The sequence below is a fragment of the Gardnerella swidsinskii genome (assembly GCF_003397705.1).
Taxonomy (GTDB): Bacteria; Actinomycetota; Actinomycetes; order Actinomycetales; family Bifidobacteriaceae; genus Bifidobacterium; species Bifidobacterium swidsinskii.
The window spans coordinates 149799-166931 of record NZ_QJVB01000002.1 but is presented as its reverse complement, the minus strand read 5'-3'; the positions used below and the strand labels follow the sequence as shown (position 1 = coordinate 166931).

Genomic DNA, 17133 nt, shown 5'->3' with positions numbered 1-17133 from the left:
GCATGCAACGGAAAGGTTGTATTAATAGAATTTAAATGCGGATATAAAGAAAGCGAGTCTTATAGCAAGCATAATAGCTCACTATAAAACTCGCTTTGGTTCATATCAACCTTCTTCTATTATTATTCGTTGTAAGTATTGTTATTGAAGCACTTGCAATTCAGTTTTTGCTTCCGCACTTCCGTACCTCATCATTTTATGCTTTCACGCTTTGATACAACGATGAGCCGGATTCTTGGAACTTTTTGCTCATCTCTTTCATACCATCGGCAATTGCCTGACTGCGTGCTTCTTCAACGAGCTGCTCCTGCTGAGCTGCTCCGCCAAAACGCTTACGAATATTTTGCGAAATAGCCATCGAGCAGAACTTTGGTCCGCACATCGAGCAGAAGTGCGCCATTTTTGCCGGTTCTGCAGGAAGTGTTTCGTCGTGGAAGGCGATTGCGGTATCTGGATCATAGCTTAAGTTGAACTGATCCAACCAGCGGAACTCAAAGCGAGCCTTACTGATTGCGTTGTCGCGATCCATAGCATGTGGATGATGCTTAGCAAGATCAGCTGCGTGGCAAGCGATCTTATACGCAATCACGCCTTGCTTCACGTCATCCTTGTTAGGCAACCCCAAATGTTCCTTAGGAGTCACATAGCAAAGCATTGCGGTGCCGTATCGCGCAATCTCCACGCCACCAATTGCGGAAGTAATGTGGTCATAGCCAGGTGCGGTATCCGTAGTCAAAGGACCAAGCGTATAGAATGGAGCATTCTGGCAAATTGCCTTTTCCATCTCAATATTCATACGCACAGTGTCGAATGGCACGTGACCAGGACCTTCAATCATCACCTGTACGTCATGCTTCCAAGCGATCTTCGTAAGCTCGCCAAGCGTCATAAGCTCGGAAAGCTGAGCCGCATCGTTAGCATCAGCCAAGCTACCTGGACGCAAACCATCACCCAAAGAGAATGCAACATCGTACTTTGCGAAAATCTCGCATAATTCTTCAAAGTGCGTATACAAGAAGCTCTCTTGATGATGTTGCAAGCACCATTCAGCCATAATTGAGCCACCACGAGAAACAATACCGGTTACGCGGTTTGCAGTAAGCGGCACGTAGCGAAGAAGCACGCCAGCGTGAATAGTCATGTAGTCAACGCCCTGCTCGCACTGCTCAATAACAGTGTCGCGGAAAAGCTCCCAGCTGAGCTTAGAAGCATCATCCTCAACCTTTTCCAAAGCCTGATACATTGGCACTGTTCCAATTGGCACAGGGGAGTTGCGCAAAATCCATTCGCGCGTTGTGTGAATATCGTTACCGGTGGAAAGATCCATAACGGTATCCGCACCCCACTTCGTGGCCCACGTAAGCTTTTCTACTTCTTCGTCGATAGATGACGTAACAGCAGAATTACCCATGTTTGCGTTGAGCTTAGTCAAGAAGCGCGAGCCAATAATCATAGGTTCAGCTTCAGGATGGTTAATATTGCAAGGAATTACAGCACGTCCGGCTGCAACTTCTTCGCGAACCAGCTCTACATCGCAATTTTCGCGCGTTGCAACATATTGCATTTCTGGAGTAGTGATTCCGTGGCGAGCGTACCACATTTGTGTAATCGGATGATCCGCGCCCTTCATTGGCTTATGCGTGCGTCCACGCCATTCTTTAGAAGCTTTGCCTCGCTTAATTGCGCGCTTGCCGTCGTCTTGAAGATTGCGCCTGCGACCCTCATATTCCACAACGTCACCGCGGTCGCGAATCCAGTCAAGGCGAAGCGGAGCCAAACCTTCCTTCGGATCGCACTTTGGACCTTCTGTATTGTAATCCTTAAAAGGCGGGTTAGGACCTACGCCAGGAGTATCCGAAAGCTTAATTTCCGTATAAGGAACTTCCAAATCATAAGAACCATATTCATACTCAAAATGAATTGGAGTTGTTTTGCGAATATGAGCTTTATCGCGCTGAGTGCATCCGCGAGCTGCAATGTCAACTCGCTGTTGTTTAGCTAATTTCGCAGCATCCTTTGCTTCTTTCGCATTAATAAAAGTTGGCTTCTTTTCTTGAGTTTCTGAAGATTTTGATTCAGAATTTTCTGCAACTATCACTCGCTTAGCGTAGCCGTGCTTTTCTTCACCTCGCACAGCTTTCCAATGTTCAACAAATTCACGCATAGTTGATTCTGGTGTTTCTGAAGAATACAATGCTTCAGAAACGAACCATCCTGCAGCCTTGGTGTGAGCGATTGTATCGATATCGTCGAGTGCAGTTCTTCCGCCAACTAGAACTGGAAAATCACTTGCGGAACAAATCGTATTAATTTTCGCTTCGTCCAGCGTTGTGTGATTTGCTTCCAATTCGTAAGCGGCAGTAGTGCTTTCGCATCCTTCTTCAGGATTGCGCATTGCTGTTACGCAAATGTAATCAATGCATCCATCTGGAAGTTCGTTTATTACTTTAACTAAGCTTTCGGTTTCAACAGATAAGCCGATTACAGCATCTTCGCCAAGAAGAGCGCGAGCCTCTCTAGGCTCCATGTCGCTTTGTGCTAAATGCACTCCGTCAACTTTGATGCTTTGATTGCGAGCTTGCCAAACGACATCAACACGCTCGTCGATAACAAAAGTTACAGAATCGCATTTGTTATTGTCTTCGATGATTTGTGCAATATCGCGTGCAATAGTAGTGATTTCTTTAGCGTTTTCATTGTTGCAATGAAGACGAATAAAAGTCGCTCCAGCGCGCAAAGCATCATCGACAATATCGGTAAGCGGACGATTATTACAAGCTTGTGGGTCTGCAATAAAGCAGGCGCTTAGATTAAATTGATTACGCATTGATGCGTACGGATAATTCGATGTCATACTAAAATCGTTGCTCCCTACGTTGTATTAACTAACAGGTTCGAAGGGTTAGGCAAACTAACACCATCTCAGCCTTCTTTCGAAAGCACCCCTGCAAAATGTCGAATTACCAGCAAGTTTACACAATTATGTGCATTTAATTGGTGGTGGGTATGTTGCGAATTTCTTTAGCGTTCGTGATGATTGATTGCGCGTGAAATAAAATCTCCCAAGCTTTGCACAATCTGCACGAGAATAATACAAAGGATAACAGCAACTGTCATCACATCGTATTGATAACGCTGGTATCCGTATCGTATTGCAATATCTCCGAGTCCGCCTGCGCCAACTGTTCCAGCCATTGCGGAGAATCCAAAAAGCGTAATAAATGTAAGCGCAGCTCCGCGAATTAGCGAAGGTAAAGCTTCCCACAGCAACACTTTGCAAACAATTTGCAATTTGCTTGCTCCAAAGCTTTGTGCTGCTTCAATTAAGCTTCCGTCAACTTCGGCTAAAGATTGTTCAACTACTCTAGCAACGAATGGTGCAGCCGTAATCACCAGAGGCACAATAGCCCCAGGAACTCCCAAAGAAGTGCCAACTATGAGACGAGTGAAAGGAATTATTGCAACTAATAAAATAATAAACGGCACAGAACGCACGATGTTAACAATCCAGCCTAGAACTGCGTTAATTGGCGCGTTGGGGCAAATGCCTTTTTTGTTTGATGTAATGAGAAGTACGCCAACTGGAAGTCCAATAAGGTATGCAAAAAGTGTTGCAACTGATGTCATTACGAGTGTGTCTTGCACGCCTTCAATAAGTAAGTTGCCGTAGTCGTTAAAAAATTGTGTAGCAGCTTCTAACATTGTTATTTCACCTCGTTGGTAAGCGCGTTTGTTTGTTCGTCTGTTTGTGCGTTTTCTGGCTTATTGTTAAGCTCGCTTGCAATCGTGCTTGTAATTTTAGCGCGATGATTTTCCTGTTTTTCATCTGCAATAAGAGTTCGCAAAATATCGCTTTGTGGATTTGCAAAAAGCGTATCAGTGTCACCTAATTCCACAATGCGTCCGCCATCAATCATTGCAACTCGGTCGCAAATATTTCGTGCTACAGCCAGCGAATGCGTAATAATAACAAGCGTTACGTTGAGTTCGCGGTTAATTCGGCTCAATAAATCAAGGATTTGCGCAGTAGTTGTGGAGTCAAGTGCGCTTGTTGCTTCGTCGCAAAGCATAATCGACGGATTATTCGCCAATGCTCGTGCAATTGCTACGCGCTGCTGCTGTCCGCCTGAAAGCTGGCTAGGGTAGCGGTTTGCAAAATCTTGTAAACCAACTAAGTCAAGTAAGTAGTTTGCGCGTTCTTCTCGTTCCTTTTTTGCAGTGTGATTCAGCTCTAATGGGAAAGTGACGTTTCGCAATACTGTACGCTGCTGGAAAAGGCTAAAATTCTGGAAAATCATGCCAATATTAGTGCGTACTTTTGCAAGTTCTTTATCTTTTACTTCGCTAATATCATTTCCGTCAATAATAATTTTGCCGGAAGTTGGTCGCTCAAGCAGATTCATGCAACGAACTAGCGAAGACTTTCCTGCACCAGAAGAACCAAGGATTCCGAATACTTCTCCCGATTCAATAGTCAGATTAATGTCGTGTAATGCTTCGTTCGCTTTGCTACCTTTGCCGTAGCTTTTGTGAAGATGTTCGATCTGAATCATGCTTTTCCTTAACAGATTATTGCTTTCTGTGTGAAATATACTTCGTTACTAACTAGAGTTACTAACTAGAGTTACTAACTAGCGTCATTAACTAGATTATTAACTAGCACGCACATTACGTATATTACACGCTTATAAAATAATGCCGCAAAGCATACACGAAGCATACACATGCGGCATTAGGTGGCTACATTGTGAGTATTTTTTAGAAAACAGGGAGCACAGCGCCTTTGTAAGTTTTAGTAATATAGTCGCGCACTTCGCTTGTCTTCAAAGCTTTGAGTAAGGCTTTGATTTTTGCAAACTTTTCAGAGCCCTTCTTTACTACAATAATATTTTCATAAGTTTTAGCCGCAATGCCTCCAACTTTTTCTGAAGTAAGTGGGTCTTTAGTTGGGTTAAAACCAGCTTGAATAGCGTAATTGCCGTTCATGGCAGCAAGATCCACATCCTTAATGGCAGTAGGAACTGTTGCCGCTTCAAGTTCTTTAAACTTCAAATTCTTAGGATTCTCAGTAATATCTTTTGTAGTAGCGTTAATATCCTTTGGATTCTTCAACTTAATCAATCCGGCATCTTGCAAAAGAAGCAATGCGCGAGCCTCATTAGTAGGATCATTTGGAACTGCAACAGTTGCTCCGTTTGCTAATGCTTTAATCGTCTTGGTTTTTCCTGGATACAATCCAAATGGTTCAAAATGAATTCCACCTACTGAAACAAGGTGAGTTCCCTTTTCCTTATTAAAGTTGTCAAGATAAGGCAAATGCTGATAGTAGTTTGCGTCAACTTCGCCTTCTTCAGTAGCTGTATTTGGCTGCACGTAGTCAGTAAATTCCTTTACTACTAGCTTGTAGCCTTCTTTTTGCAAGATTGGCTTTACAACTTTATTTAAGATTTCAGAATGCGGGGTAGGTGAAGCTGCAACAGTAATGGTCTTGTCATCCTTTGCGCCTGCTTTTGAGCTACCGCAGCCACTTAAAGTGAAAGTCGCTAATGCTGCCAGTGCTGTAATTGATGCAATAACTTTAATTTTTCGCATATTTCCTGCTCCTTGTTCGGTGAAATTTGTTTAAAGTTAAATCCCCTTCGCGAGTAACGAATTATCAATATAGGCGAGAAAAATCAATAATTCTACACTTTGCTTATTAGTATTATTTATGACGTGTTAATAATTCGCATACTTGCAGTGTGGAAAGAGAAAAAATAAGTTTTTCAACACGTCGCTTACTTGCAATGAAGCTATCTACTAGACTGTAATGTATGAGTTTTTTGCGATTGGCGTTAGCGCAGATAGATACCTGCGTTGGGAACATTGATAGCAACGTTGAAAAAGTTTTGAAGTATGCTGCGCGCGCAAAGCAGTCGGGTGCTCGCATGGTTGTGTTTCCTGAGATGACTTTGACTGGGTATCCTATTGAAGACCTCGCCTTGCGTGCCACGTTCCGCACAACTGCACAAAAAGCTGCAGACTTGCTTGCAACAAAACTTGCGGAAGAAGGCTTGGGGGAGCTTTACGTAGTAGTTGGAACTGTTGGCTTTGACGAGTCTGCTGGAAAGCCTCGAAACAGGCTTCTCGTATTGCATGAAGGTAAATCTGTGTTGCAATACGACAAGCATTTCTTGCCAAATTATGGTGTTTTTGACGAGTTTCGTATTTTCTCTTCTGGCAATAAGTGTGAGCTGCTGGAAGTAGATGGAATGCGTCTAGGTTTTGCTATTTGCGAAGATATTTGGCAAGACGGCGGTCCTGTTGCGCGTTTGGCAAAACTTGGTATCGATGCGCTAATAACTATGAACGGTTCTCCATATGAGGAAGGTAAAACTCATGTGCGCTTGAGTTTGGCTCAAAAGCGCGCTGTTGAAGTCAATGCGCCAGTCGTATATGTGAACCAAGTCGGCGGCCAAGATGATTTGGTTTTTGACGGTGGAAGTTTTGTTGTTGATGCTGACGGAACTTTACTTGAACGCTCGGCAATGTTTGATGAAGATTTGTCGTTTGTTGATTTTGATAACTCGCTGAAAAAGCAGAAAGTTTCAAGCATTGCTCCAAAACTTGACGCAGACGAAGAAGTGTATTGTGCGTGTGTTGTAGGTCTTAGAGATTACATGCGTAAGAATGGTTTTAAGGGTGTGTGCTTAGGACTTTCTGGAGGAATTGATTCTGCTTTAGTAGCTACTATGGCTGCCGATGCTTGCGGTGGAGCAAATGTGTATGGCATTTCTATGCCAAGCATGTACTCTTCGGACGGTTCTAAAGACGATGCGCGCGATTTAGCAGAGCGAATTGGCGCTCACTATGATGTGCAACCAATTGAACCGCTTTTTAAAGCTTTCCAATCGCAACTTTCATTAGAAGGTGTTGCAGCAGAAAACTTGCAAGCTCGCGTTCGTGGCGTAATCGTAATGGCTTACTCGAATTCGCGCGGTGTTTTGGCGCTCGCAACTGGTAATAAATCGGAGCTTGCTTGCGGATATTCTACTATCTATGGCGATGCGGTAGGAGGGTATGCTCCTATTAAGGATTTGTTTAAGACGCGCGTTTGGGCACTTTCTCGTTGGAGGAATCGCGCTGCGAATGCTGGAGTAGGCATTGGTATGCTGCCAATTGTTGGATATGAGGATTCTGAGCAAACAGAAGTTACGAAAGCGAAAGCTCCGCAAGATGGTGTGCTTATTCCGGTTAATTCTATTATTAAGCCTCCGAGTGCAGAGTTGCGTCCAGGGCAAAAGGATTCTGATTCTTTACCTGAGTACGATTTGCTTGATCGTGTTTTAGAGGCTCATATTGAGCTTGCTCATGGTAGAGCGGATTTGCTTGAAGATGGTTTTGACGAGCATACTGTTGACACGGTTATGCGTTTAGTTGATCGCGCAGAATGGAAGCGCAGGCAGTATCCGCTTGGACCAAAAGTAAGTGCTATTGCTTTTGGCAGGGATCGCAGAATGCCTGTTACCACAGCTTTTCGTGAATAAATGTGATATATTTCACTAGATTTTTTGCAAAACTACTCGTGTATGCGTTTACTTATGCTCTAACATTGTTATTAAGGCAGCGTGAAGATGCGTTGCGGGTACAAAAGGAGTCTAAACATGACATCAGTTGATGCGCCAGTTCTCAGTGAAGAGGATCTTCGTACCGAAGCGTGGAATGGTTTTACTGACGGCAATTGGAAGAAAGACATTGACGTACGCGACTTTATAATAAAGAACTATACGCCATATGAAGGTGACGAAAGTTTCTTGGCAAATGCCACTGAAAAAACGAAGCACATGTGGAAGTATCTCGACGACAACTACTTAGCTGTTGAACGTGAGCGTCGTGTTTATGATGTTGAAACTCATATCCCAGCAGGTATTGACGCAATGCCAGCAGGCTACATTGAAAGCCCAGAAGTAGATAACGTAATCGTCGGTTTGCAAACTGATGAGCCTTGCAAGCGCGCTATGATGCCAAACGGCGGTTGGCGCATGGTTGAGCAAGCTATTAAAGAAGCTGGCAAGGAAGTAGATCCTCAAATCAAGAAGATTTTCACCGTCTACCGTAAGACTCATAACGATGGCGTGTTTGGCGTTTACACCAAGAATATTAAGATTGCTCGCCACAACAAGATTTTGACCGGTTTGCCAGATGCTTACGGCCGCGGTCGTATTATTGGCGATTATCGTCGTGTTGCTCTTTACGGCGTGAACATGCTTATTGAGTTTAAGAAGCGCGACAAGGATTCGATTCCATACCGTAACGATTTTACCGAGACCGAAATTGAGCATTGGATTCGCTTCCGCGAAGAGCATGACGAGCAGATTAAGGCTTTGAAGCAGCTTATTAACTTGGGTAACGAGTACGGTTTGGATTTGACTCGTCCAGCTAAGACCGCTAAGGAAGCTGTTCAGTGGACTTACATGGGCTATCTTGCTTCTGTTAAGAGCCAGGATGGCGCTGCAATGAGCTTCGGTCGCGTTTCCGCATTCTTCGATTGCTACTTTGAGCGCGATTTGAAGGCAGGTTTAATTAACGAAACCGACGCTCAGGAAATTATTGACGCTCTTGTTATGAAGCTTCGTATTGTGCGCTTCTTGCGTACTAAGGATTACGACGCAATCTTCTCTGGTGATCCTTACTGGGCAACTTGGTCCGATGCAGGCTTCAGCGAGGATGGCCGCACTTTCGTAACCAAGACTTCGTTCCGTTTGCTCAACACTTTGACTCTTGAGCATTTGGGACCTGGTCCTGAGCCAAATATCACTATTTTCTGGGATCCAAAGCTTCCAGAAGCTTATAAGCGTTTCTGCGCACGAATTTCTATCGACACTTCTGCAATCCAGTACGAGTCCGATAAAGACATTCGTGAGCACTGGGGTGACGACGCTGCTATTGCTTGCTGCGTTTCTCCAATGCGCGTCGGTAAGCAAATGCAGTTCTTCGCAGCTCGCGTGAACTCTGCAAAAGCTTTGCTTTACGCTATTAACGGCGGCCGCGATGAAATGACCGGCATGCAAGTTATCGATAAGGGTGTTATTGACCCAATCAAGCCAGAAGCTGACGGCACTCTCGACTACGAGAAGGTTAAGGCTAACTACGAGAAGGCTTTGGAATGGCTTTCCGAGACTTATATTGAGGCTTTGAATATCATCCACTACATGCACGATAAGTACGCTTACGAGTCCATCGAAATGGCTTTGCATGATAGGGAAGTCTACCGTACGCTTGGTTGCGGCATGTCCGGCTTGTCTATTGCTGCAGATTCCTTGGCTGCTTTGAAGTATGCAAAGGTTTACCCAATCTACAACAAGGATGCTAAGACCACTGAAGGTCACGAGTACGAGTACATCGAGGGCGGCGACGACGACTTAATCGTTGGCTACAAGACTGTTGGCGAGTTCCCAGTTTACGGTAACGACGACGATCGTGCAGACGACTTAGCAAAGTGGGTTGTAAGCACTGTTATGGGTCAGGTAAAGCGTTTGCCTGTGTACCGTAATGCTGTTCCAACTCAGTCCATCTTGACTATTACTTCTAACGTTGAGTATGGCAAGAACACTGGTTCCTTCCCATCCGGTCACAAGAAGGGCACTCCGTACGCTCCAGGCGCAAACCCAGAAAACGGCATGGATTCGCACGGTATGCTTCCTTCGATGTTCTCCGTTGGAAAGATTGATTACGATGATGCTCTTGACGGCATTTCGCTTACGAACACCATTACTCCTGACGGTTTGGGTCGTGACGAAGACGAGCGCATCAGCAACTTGGTTGGCATTTTGGATGCTGGCAACGGTCACGGCTTGTACCACGCAAACATCAACGTGTTGCGTAAGGAACAGCTTGAAGATGCTGTTGAGCACCCAGAAAAGTATCCGCATTTGACGGTTCGAGTTTCCGGCTACGCAGTGAACTTTGTAAAGCTCACTAAGGAGCAGCAGCTCGACGTTATTTCTCGTACATTCCACCAGGGTTCAGTTACTGACTGATTTGGTTGATTAGTAAACACCGCCGGGAGCGAGGCTAGTTTCGCTCCCGGCTTTTGTTAATTGCGTATATTATTTATTATTTATTTATAAATAGTTTGGAGGGCAGTTAGATGGCTGAAAACACAGCGTTTCGTACCACAACTCAGCATATGTTGAAGGAGTCAAAAGAGTATGCTCGCCAAACTTTAATGGGTGGACTTTCTGGATTTGAGTCGCCAATTGGGCTGGATCGTAAAGATCGCTTAGTTGCTCTTAAAACTGGCGATATTGGATTTGTGCATTCGTGGGATATCAATACTTCTGTTGATGGTCCTGGAACTCGTATGACGGTGTTTATGAGCGGTTGCCCACTTCGTTGCCAGTATTGCCAAAATCCTGATACTTGGAAAATGCGTGACGGCAAGCCAGTCTATTTGGATGCAATGATTAAAAAAGTTGACCGCTATCAAAGTCTTTTTAAAGCAACAGGTGGAGGAATCACATTTTCTGGCGGCGAGTCCATGATGCAGCCAGCTTTTGTATCTAGAGTATTTCGCGCTGCAAAAGAGATGGGCGTTCATACTTGCTTAGATACTTCGGGCTTTTTGAATCGCAATTATACAGATGAAATGATTGACGACATTGATCTTTGCTTGCTTGACGTTAAATCAGGAACTGAAGAAACGTATAAAAAAGTAACCGGCGGCTTGCTACAGCCAACTATTGACTTTGGTCAGCGCTTGGCGAAAGCTGGTAAGAAGATTTGGGTGCGTTTTGTGCTTGTTCCAGATTTGACTTCCAGTGAAGAAAACGTTGAAAAAGTTGCCGAGATTTGCGATTCGTTTGGTGATGCTGTTGAGCATATTGACGTGCTTGGATTCCATCAACTAGGACGTCCAAAGTGGCATGAGCTTAGGATTCCATATCCTCTTGAGAATCAAAAAGGGCCTTCTAGAGCACTTAAAGAACGAGTTGTAAACCAGTTCAAAGATCACGGTTTTGTTGTGTACTAGACTGCGTTTAGATTGCATTTAGACTGCATTTAAATTGCGTCAAAAATGTAACTGTAATTTAGGCAATCTTTGCGTATCGTATTGTTTTTTGAAGGATTTTTGTATAATTATACAAATACTCTTTTTTAGAGAAAGGATACGCAATGAAGCGCAGAATAGGTTGTTGGATTGCATTAGCTTTTACATTAGCGTTAGCTGTTTTTGTGCGGTGTAACGATCAGTTTGGTTTTGCTACAGCGCTTACTATTTTCGTTATTTTGCCAATAATTTTATTGCCAATAAACATTGTTGCATCGTTTGATGAGAAACTTCTTATTGAAGTGCCAATAATATCTATTGTTATAGCTGTTGTTACAGAACTTGTCACTTTTCCAATAGTCAACTTTTCGGATTTAGGTTTACATGCTGGCTACGTTGTTCCAACAGTTTTAGCTTCGGCAGTCGCATTTACTCTTACTAGATTCCTTAAAACTAGGCTTGTTAAGCGCATAAATGACGAAGTAGCAAACAATAAAACAGATTGATTATTTAATTGATTATTTATTTGATTTTTTATTTTTGAATAGTCGTAGTTGTGTGCGAAAGTTGAAGCCGTGTTAAAGATGCATAATCTGTAACACGGCTTAAATATTTTTTACGGATATTTTGCAAAAAGTACAGAATAAGTTGCAAAAAGCGTAAGAATTTGGGTAAAGCATGCAATCGGGAGGCGTACTTGAACGAGGAACCAAAGCTTTTAAAAGAGCCTAGAGAAGGAGTTCCAGAAGTCATTGATACGCTTGAAGCATATAAAGATTATTGCAGCTTGTTGGCGGCAGGCTCCGGTCCTTTAGCTGCAGACGCTGAGCGAGCTTCCGGTTTTCGCTACAGTCATGAAGATTGGTTGATTCAGTTCAAACGTAAGGGTGCAGGAATTGGATTATTAGATCCTATAGAACTTACAAAACTTGGAGCTGATTGGAACGAATTTAACAAGGCAGTAGGGGATGTGCCTTGGATTATTCACGATTCGATGCAAGATTTGCCAGGATTTTTCAATATTGGTTTGCGCCCACTTGCATTATTTGATACCGAAATCGCAGCTAAATTACTTGGCAGAAAGCGCTTTGGTTTAAGCTCTGTAACTGAATATTATTTGGGTCTTACTCTTGCAAAAGAACATTCTGCAGCAGATTGGTCTTACCGCCCACTTCCTAGAGATTGGCGAAATTACGCAGCTTTAGATGTTGAATTACTTATTGAGCTAGAAGAAGTAATGCGCGTCGAACTTAAAAAGCAAGGTAAACTTTCTTGGGCGGAAGAAGAATTTAAACACTTACTTAGTAAGGGTGCACAAAAGAAAGCTCCGCATCCACGTCCATGGCTTAAAATATCGCATATTAGCGTACTTATGCACGATCGTGTTGGTTTAGTTATTGCGAAAGCATTGTGGCAAAAGCGAGATGCTTTAGCGCGTGAATATGATATTGCGCCAACTCTGCTACTTTCTGACGCTGCGATTATTGAAGCTGGTAAGCGTAAACCTAGTAATGCGCGTGCGTTTCGTGCTATTCGTTCTTTGAATGAGCGAGTGCGAATGCACACTGGCAGTGAGCAAGACAAAATGTTCGAGCGTTACGCTCCAATTCAGCGCAAAGTTAAACCATCTATTTGGAAAAACGTTATAGAGAATGCTATTTTGCGCGCTAAATCTGGTGAAACGGCTATGGATGATGTGCATCCAGTATTACCGAATGGAGCTATTCAACTTAATTCGCGCGAATCTCGTAAAACGAACGTACTTAAGTCAACAGATACTGACGAGTCGCAAGGTTCTAATGATTGTCAGGATTGCCATGATTTATCGGATTCGCAGTACTTGCAGGATATGCAAGATTTCCAAAGCGCTCCTAGATCTATGAAATATTGGCGAGAACATCACCCTAAGCGTTACGAGCGTTTACAAAGAGTAAAAGCTGAGTTAAATCAAATTTCTGAATACACTCATACTCCTGCAGAAATTATTATCAAACCACAGATTATTCGTAATCTTTGCTGGCATGATGATGCGCAAGATATTGATGTTAAAACATTCTTAAGTGAGCATGGTGCTCGCGAATGGCAAACCCGATTGGTAGCTGAGTCCGTAACTCGCGCTATCATGTAACGGTTGTGCCATACGGCAGAAGCTAGAAAAAACGTAATTTCAGGAGCGCAAGCGTGAAAATCAGCGTCAGGAATCTTGAGCCAACTAAAGTTAAGCTCACCATTACCGCAGATCTCGAAGACTTCAAGCCATTCTTGGAAGAAGCTCGTAAGGAGATTGCTAAGCAAATTAACGTGCCAGGTTTCCGTAAGGGACATGTGCCAGGCAAGATTGTAGATCAGCGCGTCGGTTTCGCAGCTGTTGCCGGCGAAGCCGTAAATTCCGCTGTACCAGAGCTTTATTCCAAGGCTTTGGAGGAAAAGAAGATTCGCCCAATGGATCAGCCAGAATTTGACGTTCAGGAAGTTCCAACGTCGACTGATGCAGATGCAAGTCTTAAGTTTGTAGCAACAGTTGAGCGTCGTCCAGATTTCAAGTTGAACAAGTTCAAGGGCGTTGAGATTGAAGTTGAGAAGCCAAAGGTTTCCGACAAGGATGTCAAGGAGCGCTTGGAAAGTCTCCGTCAGCGTTTTGCTACTTTGGTTGGTGTTGACCGTCCTGCAGCTAAGGGTGATTACACTAACATTGATTTGGAAGCTCGTATCGATGACGAAGTAGTTGATGCACAAGAGGGCGTAAGCTACGAAATCGGTTCCGGTGTGTTGCTTGACGGTTTGGATGAGGCTTTGGATAGCCTTTCTGCCGGCGAAGAAACCACCTTTGAAGGTACTCTCGAGTCCGGCAAGCATAAGGGCGAGAAGGCTCAAATCAAGGTTAAGGTTAATTCCGTAAAGACTCAGGAATTGCCAGAGCTTGATGATGATTTTGCTCAGGAAGCTTCCGAGTTTGATACTTTGAAGGATTTGAAGGCAGATATTCGCAAGGCTTGCGAGCAGGCTGCTGAAGGTCGTCAGGCAACTAATGCCCGTGACGCATTCCTTGTTAAGCTTCAAGAAGAAGTTGAAATTCCTGTACCAAAGGGTGTTTTGGATAAGGCTGTTTCAGAGCATTTGAAGGGCATGACCCCTGATCCTGAAAAAGCTACCAAGAAGCAGAAGGACGAAGCGCAGCAGGCTGCTGAGAAGGAACTTCGCGACCAAATGGTTCTTGACGCTTTAGCTGAACAGATGGATGTGACTGTTTCCCAGGCTGATGTCACCAACTTCTTGGTTTCTGTTGCTCAGCAGTACGGTATGGATCCAAACCAGTTCATTAACGCAATCGTTAACAACGGTCAGCTTGGTTCTGCTGTGCAGGAAGTTGCTCGCTCTAAGGGCTTGCTTGCTGGTATGCGTGCTGTAAAGTTCGTTTCTGGCGGAGAAGCTCTTGACTTGAGTGCATTCTTGTCTGAGGATGATGACGAAGACGAAAGCGTGAAGGCTGCTTCTGCTGCTGCAGAAGTTGCTGACGAACTTTCTAAGTAGTATTTTTCAAACAAGAAAAAGTTTATACTTTCTCATATTTGCTAAAAACCCAGGGCTTTTGCTCTGGGTTTTTGTGTTGTTGTTATACTTTAAAGAAAGTGAAAAACAAATAAAATGAAAAACAAATAACATAAGGAAGGCTGCCGCTAATGGAAAAACGCAATTTGCAAATAGTAGGCAGTAAAAAACCTAGTAAGTGTTTGAGCTATGTTTTTACATGTTTACGATTAAGTCTTATTGCTTTTTTTGTTGCAGTTATGGCTGGGGTTGGTGCAATATTATTAACTCTGTTACTACATGCTGTGCAAAATGTAATGTTCGGATTTTCAGAATCTGCTCTTAAACCTTCGCCAGTTGGATTGCCAGTATTGCACTACGTTGCTGTTGTATTAATTGTCATGTCTGTTGCTGCAATTATTTGGATGTGGTTATGGACAAAATCTTCTAATCGTATTGTCGATATAGCTCATGCTGTTCGTGGTCAATCAATGCCATGGCATATAACGATTATCCATGTATGTTTACAAATTTTTATAGTTGCTTCTGGCGCAAGTTTAGGTAGGGAAGTTGCGCCTCGAGAATTGGCTGCAATGCTTACTCAGAAGTTACTCTGCTTTATCCGAGTCAGTGAATTTCAAGCTCGCGTTTTGGTTGCAAGTGCTGCTGGTGCTGGTTTAGCTGGAGTTTATCGCGCTCCAATAGCGGGTGCGATTATGGCGCTAGGTTTGGTTGCAATTCCACGTTTTTCTCATGACTCGAAATCTTCTTTAAAGCGTTTGAAATGGTATTGGCTTATACAAAAATTTAGTATTTTTGCTATTGCATTATGTATAAGTGAAATTGCATCATTGACTACTATTTTTGTGCTTGGGTATGAGCCTTACTATTGTTTGTCAAGTCTTGATGACATCCATATTGTCAACACGACTGTGTTGCTGCTTGCAATTATAGTTGGCATTCCTTGTGGTATTGTTGGCACTCTTTTCCATAAGATGATTCGTTGGGCTCGCTCTAAGTGTGCTCGCAATTACCAAATTTTATATTTTTTGCCATTAATGGGCTTAGTAACAGGATTAGTTGCATCATGGAATCCAGCCATTATGGGCAATGGTCGAGCTTTAGCGCAATACGCATATAACATTGCAAAAACAAGTATTGCAATTGACAAAAACTCTTTGGTAACTTTGCTTCTACTGGTTGTTGCAAAAATAATTTTAACAAGTTGCACTCTTCGAGCTGGCGCAAGTGGTGGTGTGCTTCAGCCGAGTATGTCGTCTGGAGCTTGCGTAGGGCTGATTATAGGTTTTATAAGTATGAACATTCCAGTTGTTGGTGGCATGTTATCAAGTCAGCCCAAAATATTGGTAATAGCTGCTATTTTTGGTGCTGCAAGTCTGCTAACTGCAAGTCGAAAGTCATTGTGGTTTGCGCTTTTTTTGGTAGCACAATTAGTGAATGTGCCTATGATTATGATTATTCCAATGGTTGTTTCTTGTGCTGTATCTAGAAGCATAATGATGATACCAAAAATTTTTAGCCGCAAATAATGTTTAAATTTTTTTAGTATGGAAAATACAATATATGCAAAATAAATGCGCCTATGCTAGTTCAGTATTAGCAAAGGCGCATTTGTTATTAGTAAATATTTTTTTAGTTATTTTTTAATTAATTATTAAAACTGAATTCTTTATCTGCAATAAAAGTTCCATCATCGTTTGAGAAGGAGAAATGTATGCGCACTGGTGCAATAATTTTTTCTTTCATTTCATCCGATGCTGATTGTGGCATCAAGTTCGAGAGGCTATCGCCGTATGTTTGCATTCCAGTCTTTAACGCTGTAATTTCTAAATCAGATAGGTGCTTTTTGAACTTTGCATTTATATTGAGCTGATCACCTTTAGTGGCAAACGTTATGTTGAATGGTGAGCTGCTAGTGGCATCATTAAATCCATTAGTGAGTTTTTTAGCTTCTTCTGAATGGCAATGTACGTATTCTTCAATATTTGCGCTTTTAGGTGCAGAGCAATTGTAATGTGGCTTAAGATTAGTTGAATTGTAATGTGGTTTTGAAATTACGTAGCCACCTACTGCAACTATTGCTACTACTATGACAACAATAAGCCAAGTGTATTTTGACTTATGAGCACTTGTATTTGTTGCATTTGGATAAGCGTTTGCAGGATAGTTGTTGACTGGTTGTTGATTATTCTGATATACGTTTGGTTGGTAACCATTATTTAGATTTACATTATTAGGGTAATTGTTGTTCTGGTATCCGTTATTTGGGTATACGTTGTTTTGATACTCATTGTTTTCATAACCATTGTTTGGGTAACCATTATTTAGATTTACATTATTAGGGTAATTGTTGTTCTGGTATCCGTTATTTGGGTATACGTTGTTTTGATACTCATTGTTTTCATAACCATTGTTTGGGTATCCGTTATTTGGATTTACATTATTTGGGTATGTATTATTTTGGTAACCATTATTTGGATACTCGTTATTTGGCATCGGAGCAGGCGAGTAGTTGTTATCTGGCAATTGGTTAGAATCCATAATTACTCCTTATA

At 42.7% G+C, this 17133-nt stretch carries 12 protein-coding genes and 1 riboswitch; of the genes, 7 read left to right on the top strand and 5 right to left on the bottom strand.

What is annotated here, in order from left to right; all coding sequences use genetic code 11:
• Positions 1–196: 196 nt before the first annotated feature.
• From thiC to D0T18_RS03010, 4 genes are all read right to left on the bottom strand, one after another.
• Positions 197–2854: a phosphomethylpyrimidine synthase ThiC gene (gene thiC / locus D0T18_RS03025; protein ID WP_012914246.1), complete on the bottom strand. Its 2658-nt coding sequence runs from the start codon at positions 2852–2854 to the stop codon at positions 197–199.
• A riboswitch (TPP riboswitch) is annotated at positions 2852–2957 on the bottom strand. It overlaps the preceding gene by 3 nt.
• 64 nt (positions 2958–3021) lie before the next feature.
• Entirely contained in the window at positions 3022–3702 is a 681-nt protein-coding gene (locus D0T18_RS03020) for a methionine ABC transporter permease (protein WP_004108684.1), read from the bottom strand.
• Positions 3703–3704: 2 nt separating this feature from the next.
• Positions 3705–4553: a methionine ABC transporter ATP-binding protein gene (locus D0T18_RS03015; RefSeq protein WP_004108686.1), complete on the bottom strand. Its 849-nt coding sequence runs from the start codon at positions 4551–4553 to the stop codon at positions 3705–3707.
• A 205-nt stretch (positions 4554–4758) separates the two neighbouring features.
• Entirely contained in the window at positions 4759–5592 is an 834-nt protein-coding gene (locus D0T18_RS03010; RefSeq protein WP_004106340.1) for a MetQ/NlpA family ABC transporter substrate-binding protein, read from the bottom strand.
• A gap of 221 nt (positions 5593–5813) precedes the next feature.
• Between D0T18_RS03010 and D0T18_RS03005 the strand changes: the two genes are divergently transcribed.
• The 7 genes from D0T18_RS03005 to D0T18_RS02975 all read left to right on the top strand — a co-directional run bounded on the left by D0T18_RS03005 (position 5814) and on the right by D0T18_RS02975 (position 16107).
• Positions 5814–7526: an NAD+ synthase gene (locus D0T18_RS03005; protein ID WP_004108689.1), complete on the top strand. Its 1713-nt coding sequence runs from the start codon at positions 5814–5816 to the stop codon at positions 7524–7526.
• Between the two features lie 117 nt (positions 7527–7643).
• Positions 7644–10019: a formate C-acetyltransferase gene (gene pflB / locus D0T18_RS03000; protein ID WP_004108690.1), complete on the top strand. Its 2376-nt coding sequence runs from the start codon at positions 7644–7646 to the stop codon at positions 10017–10019.
• Between the two features lie 110 nt (positions 10020–10129).
• Positions 10130–11011 carry a pyruvate formate-lyase-activating protein gene (gene pflA / locus D0T18_RS02995; RefSeq protein WP_064621742.1) on the top strand — a complete coding sequence of 294 codons (882 nt, stop codon included), beginning with the start codon at positions 10130–10132 and terminating at the stop codon, positions 11009–11011.
• Between the two features lie 143 nt (positions 11012–11154).
• Positions 11155–11535, top strand: coding sequence for a hypothetical protein (locus D0T18_RS02990; RefSeq protein ID WP_116440452.1), 381 nt, complete (start codon positions 11155–11157; stop codon positions 11533–11535).
• A 191-nt stretch (positions 11536–11726) separates the two neighbouring features.
• Entirely contained in the window at positions 11727–13157 is a 1431-nt protein-coding gene (locus D0T18_RS02985; RefSeq protein ID WP_102155113.1) for an HRDC domain-containing protein, read from the top strand.
• 53 nt (positions 13158–13210) lie between these two features.
• Positions 13211–14560, top strand: coding sequence for a trigger factor (gene tig, locus D0T18_RS02980; protein WP_012914242.1), 1350 nt, complete (start codon positions 13211–13213; stop codon positions 14558–14560).
• Between the two features lie 149 nt (positions 14561–14709).
• On the top strand, positions 14710–16107 hold the full coding sequence (locus tag D0T18_RS02975) for a chloride channel protein (RefSeq protein ID WP_116440451.1): 1398 nt from the start codon (positions 14710–14712) through the stop codon (positions 16105–16107).
• A 118-nt stretch (positions 16108–16225) separates the two neighbouring features.
• On the opposite strand, the gene D0T18_RS02970 is transcribed toward D0T18_RS02975, so the two are convergent.
• Entirely contained in the window at positions 16226–17119 is an 894-nt protein-coding gene (locus D0T18_RS02970) for a hypothetical protein (RefSeq protein ID WP_116440450.1), read from the bottom strand.
• Positions 17120–17133: the final 14 nt, after the last annotated feature.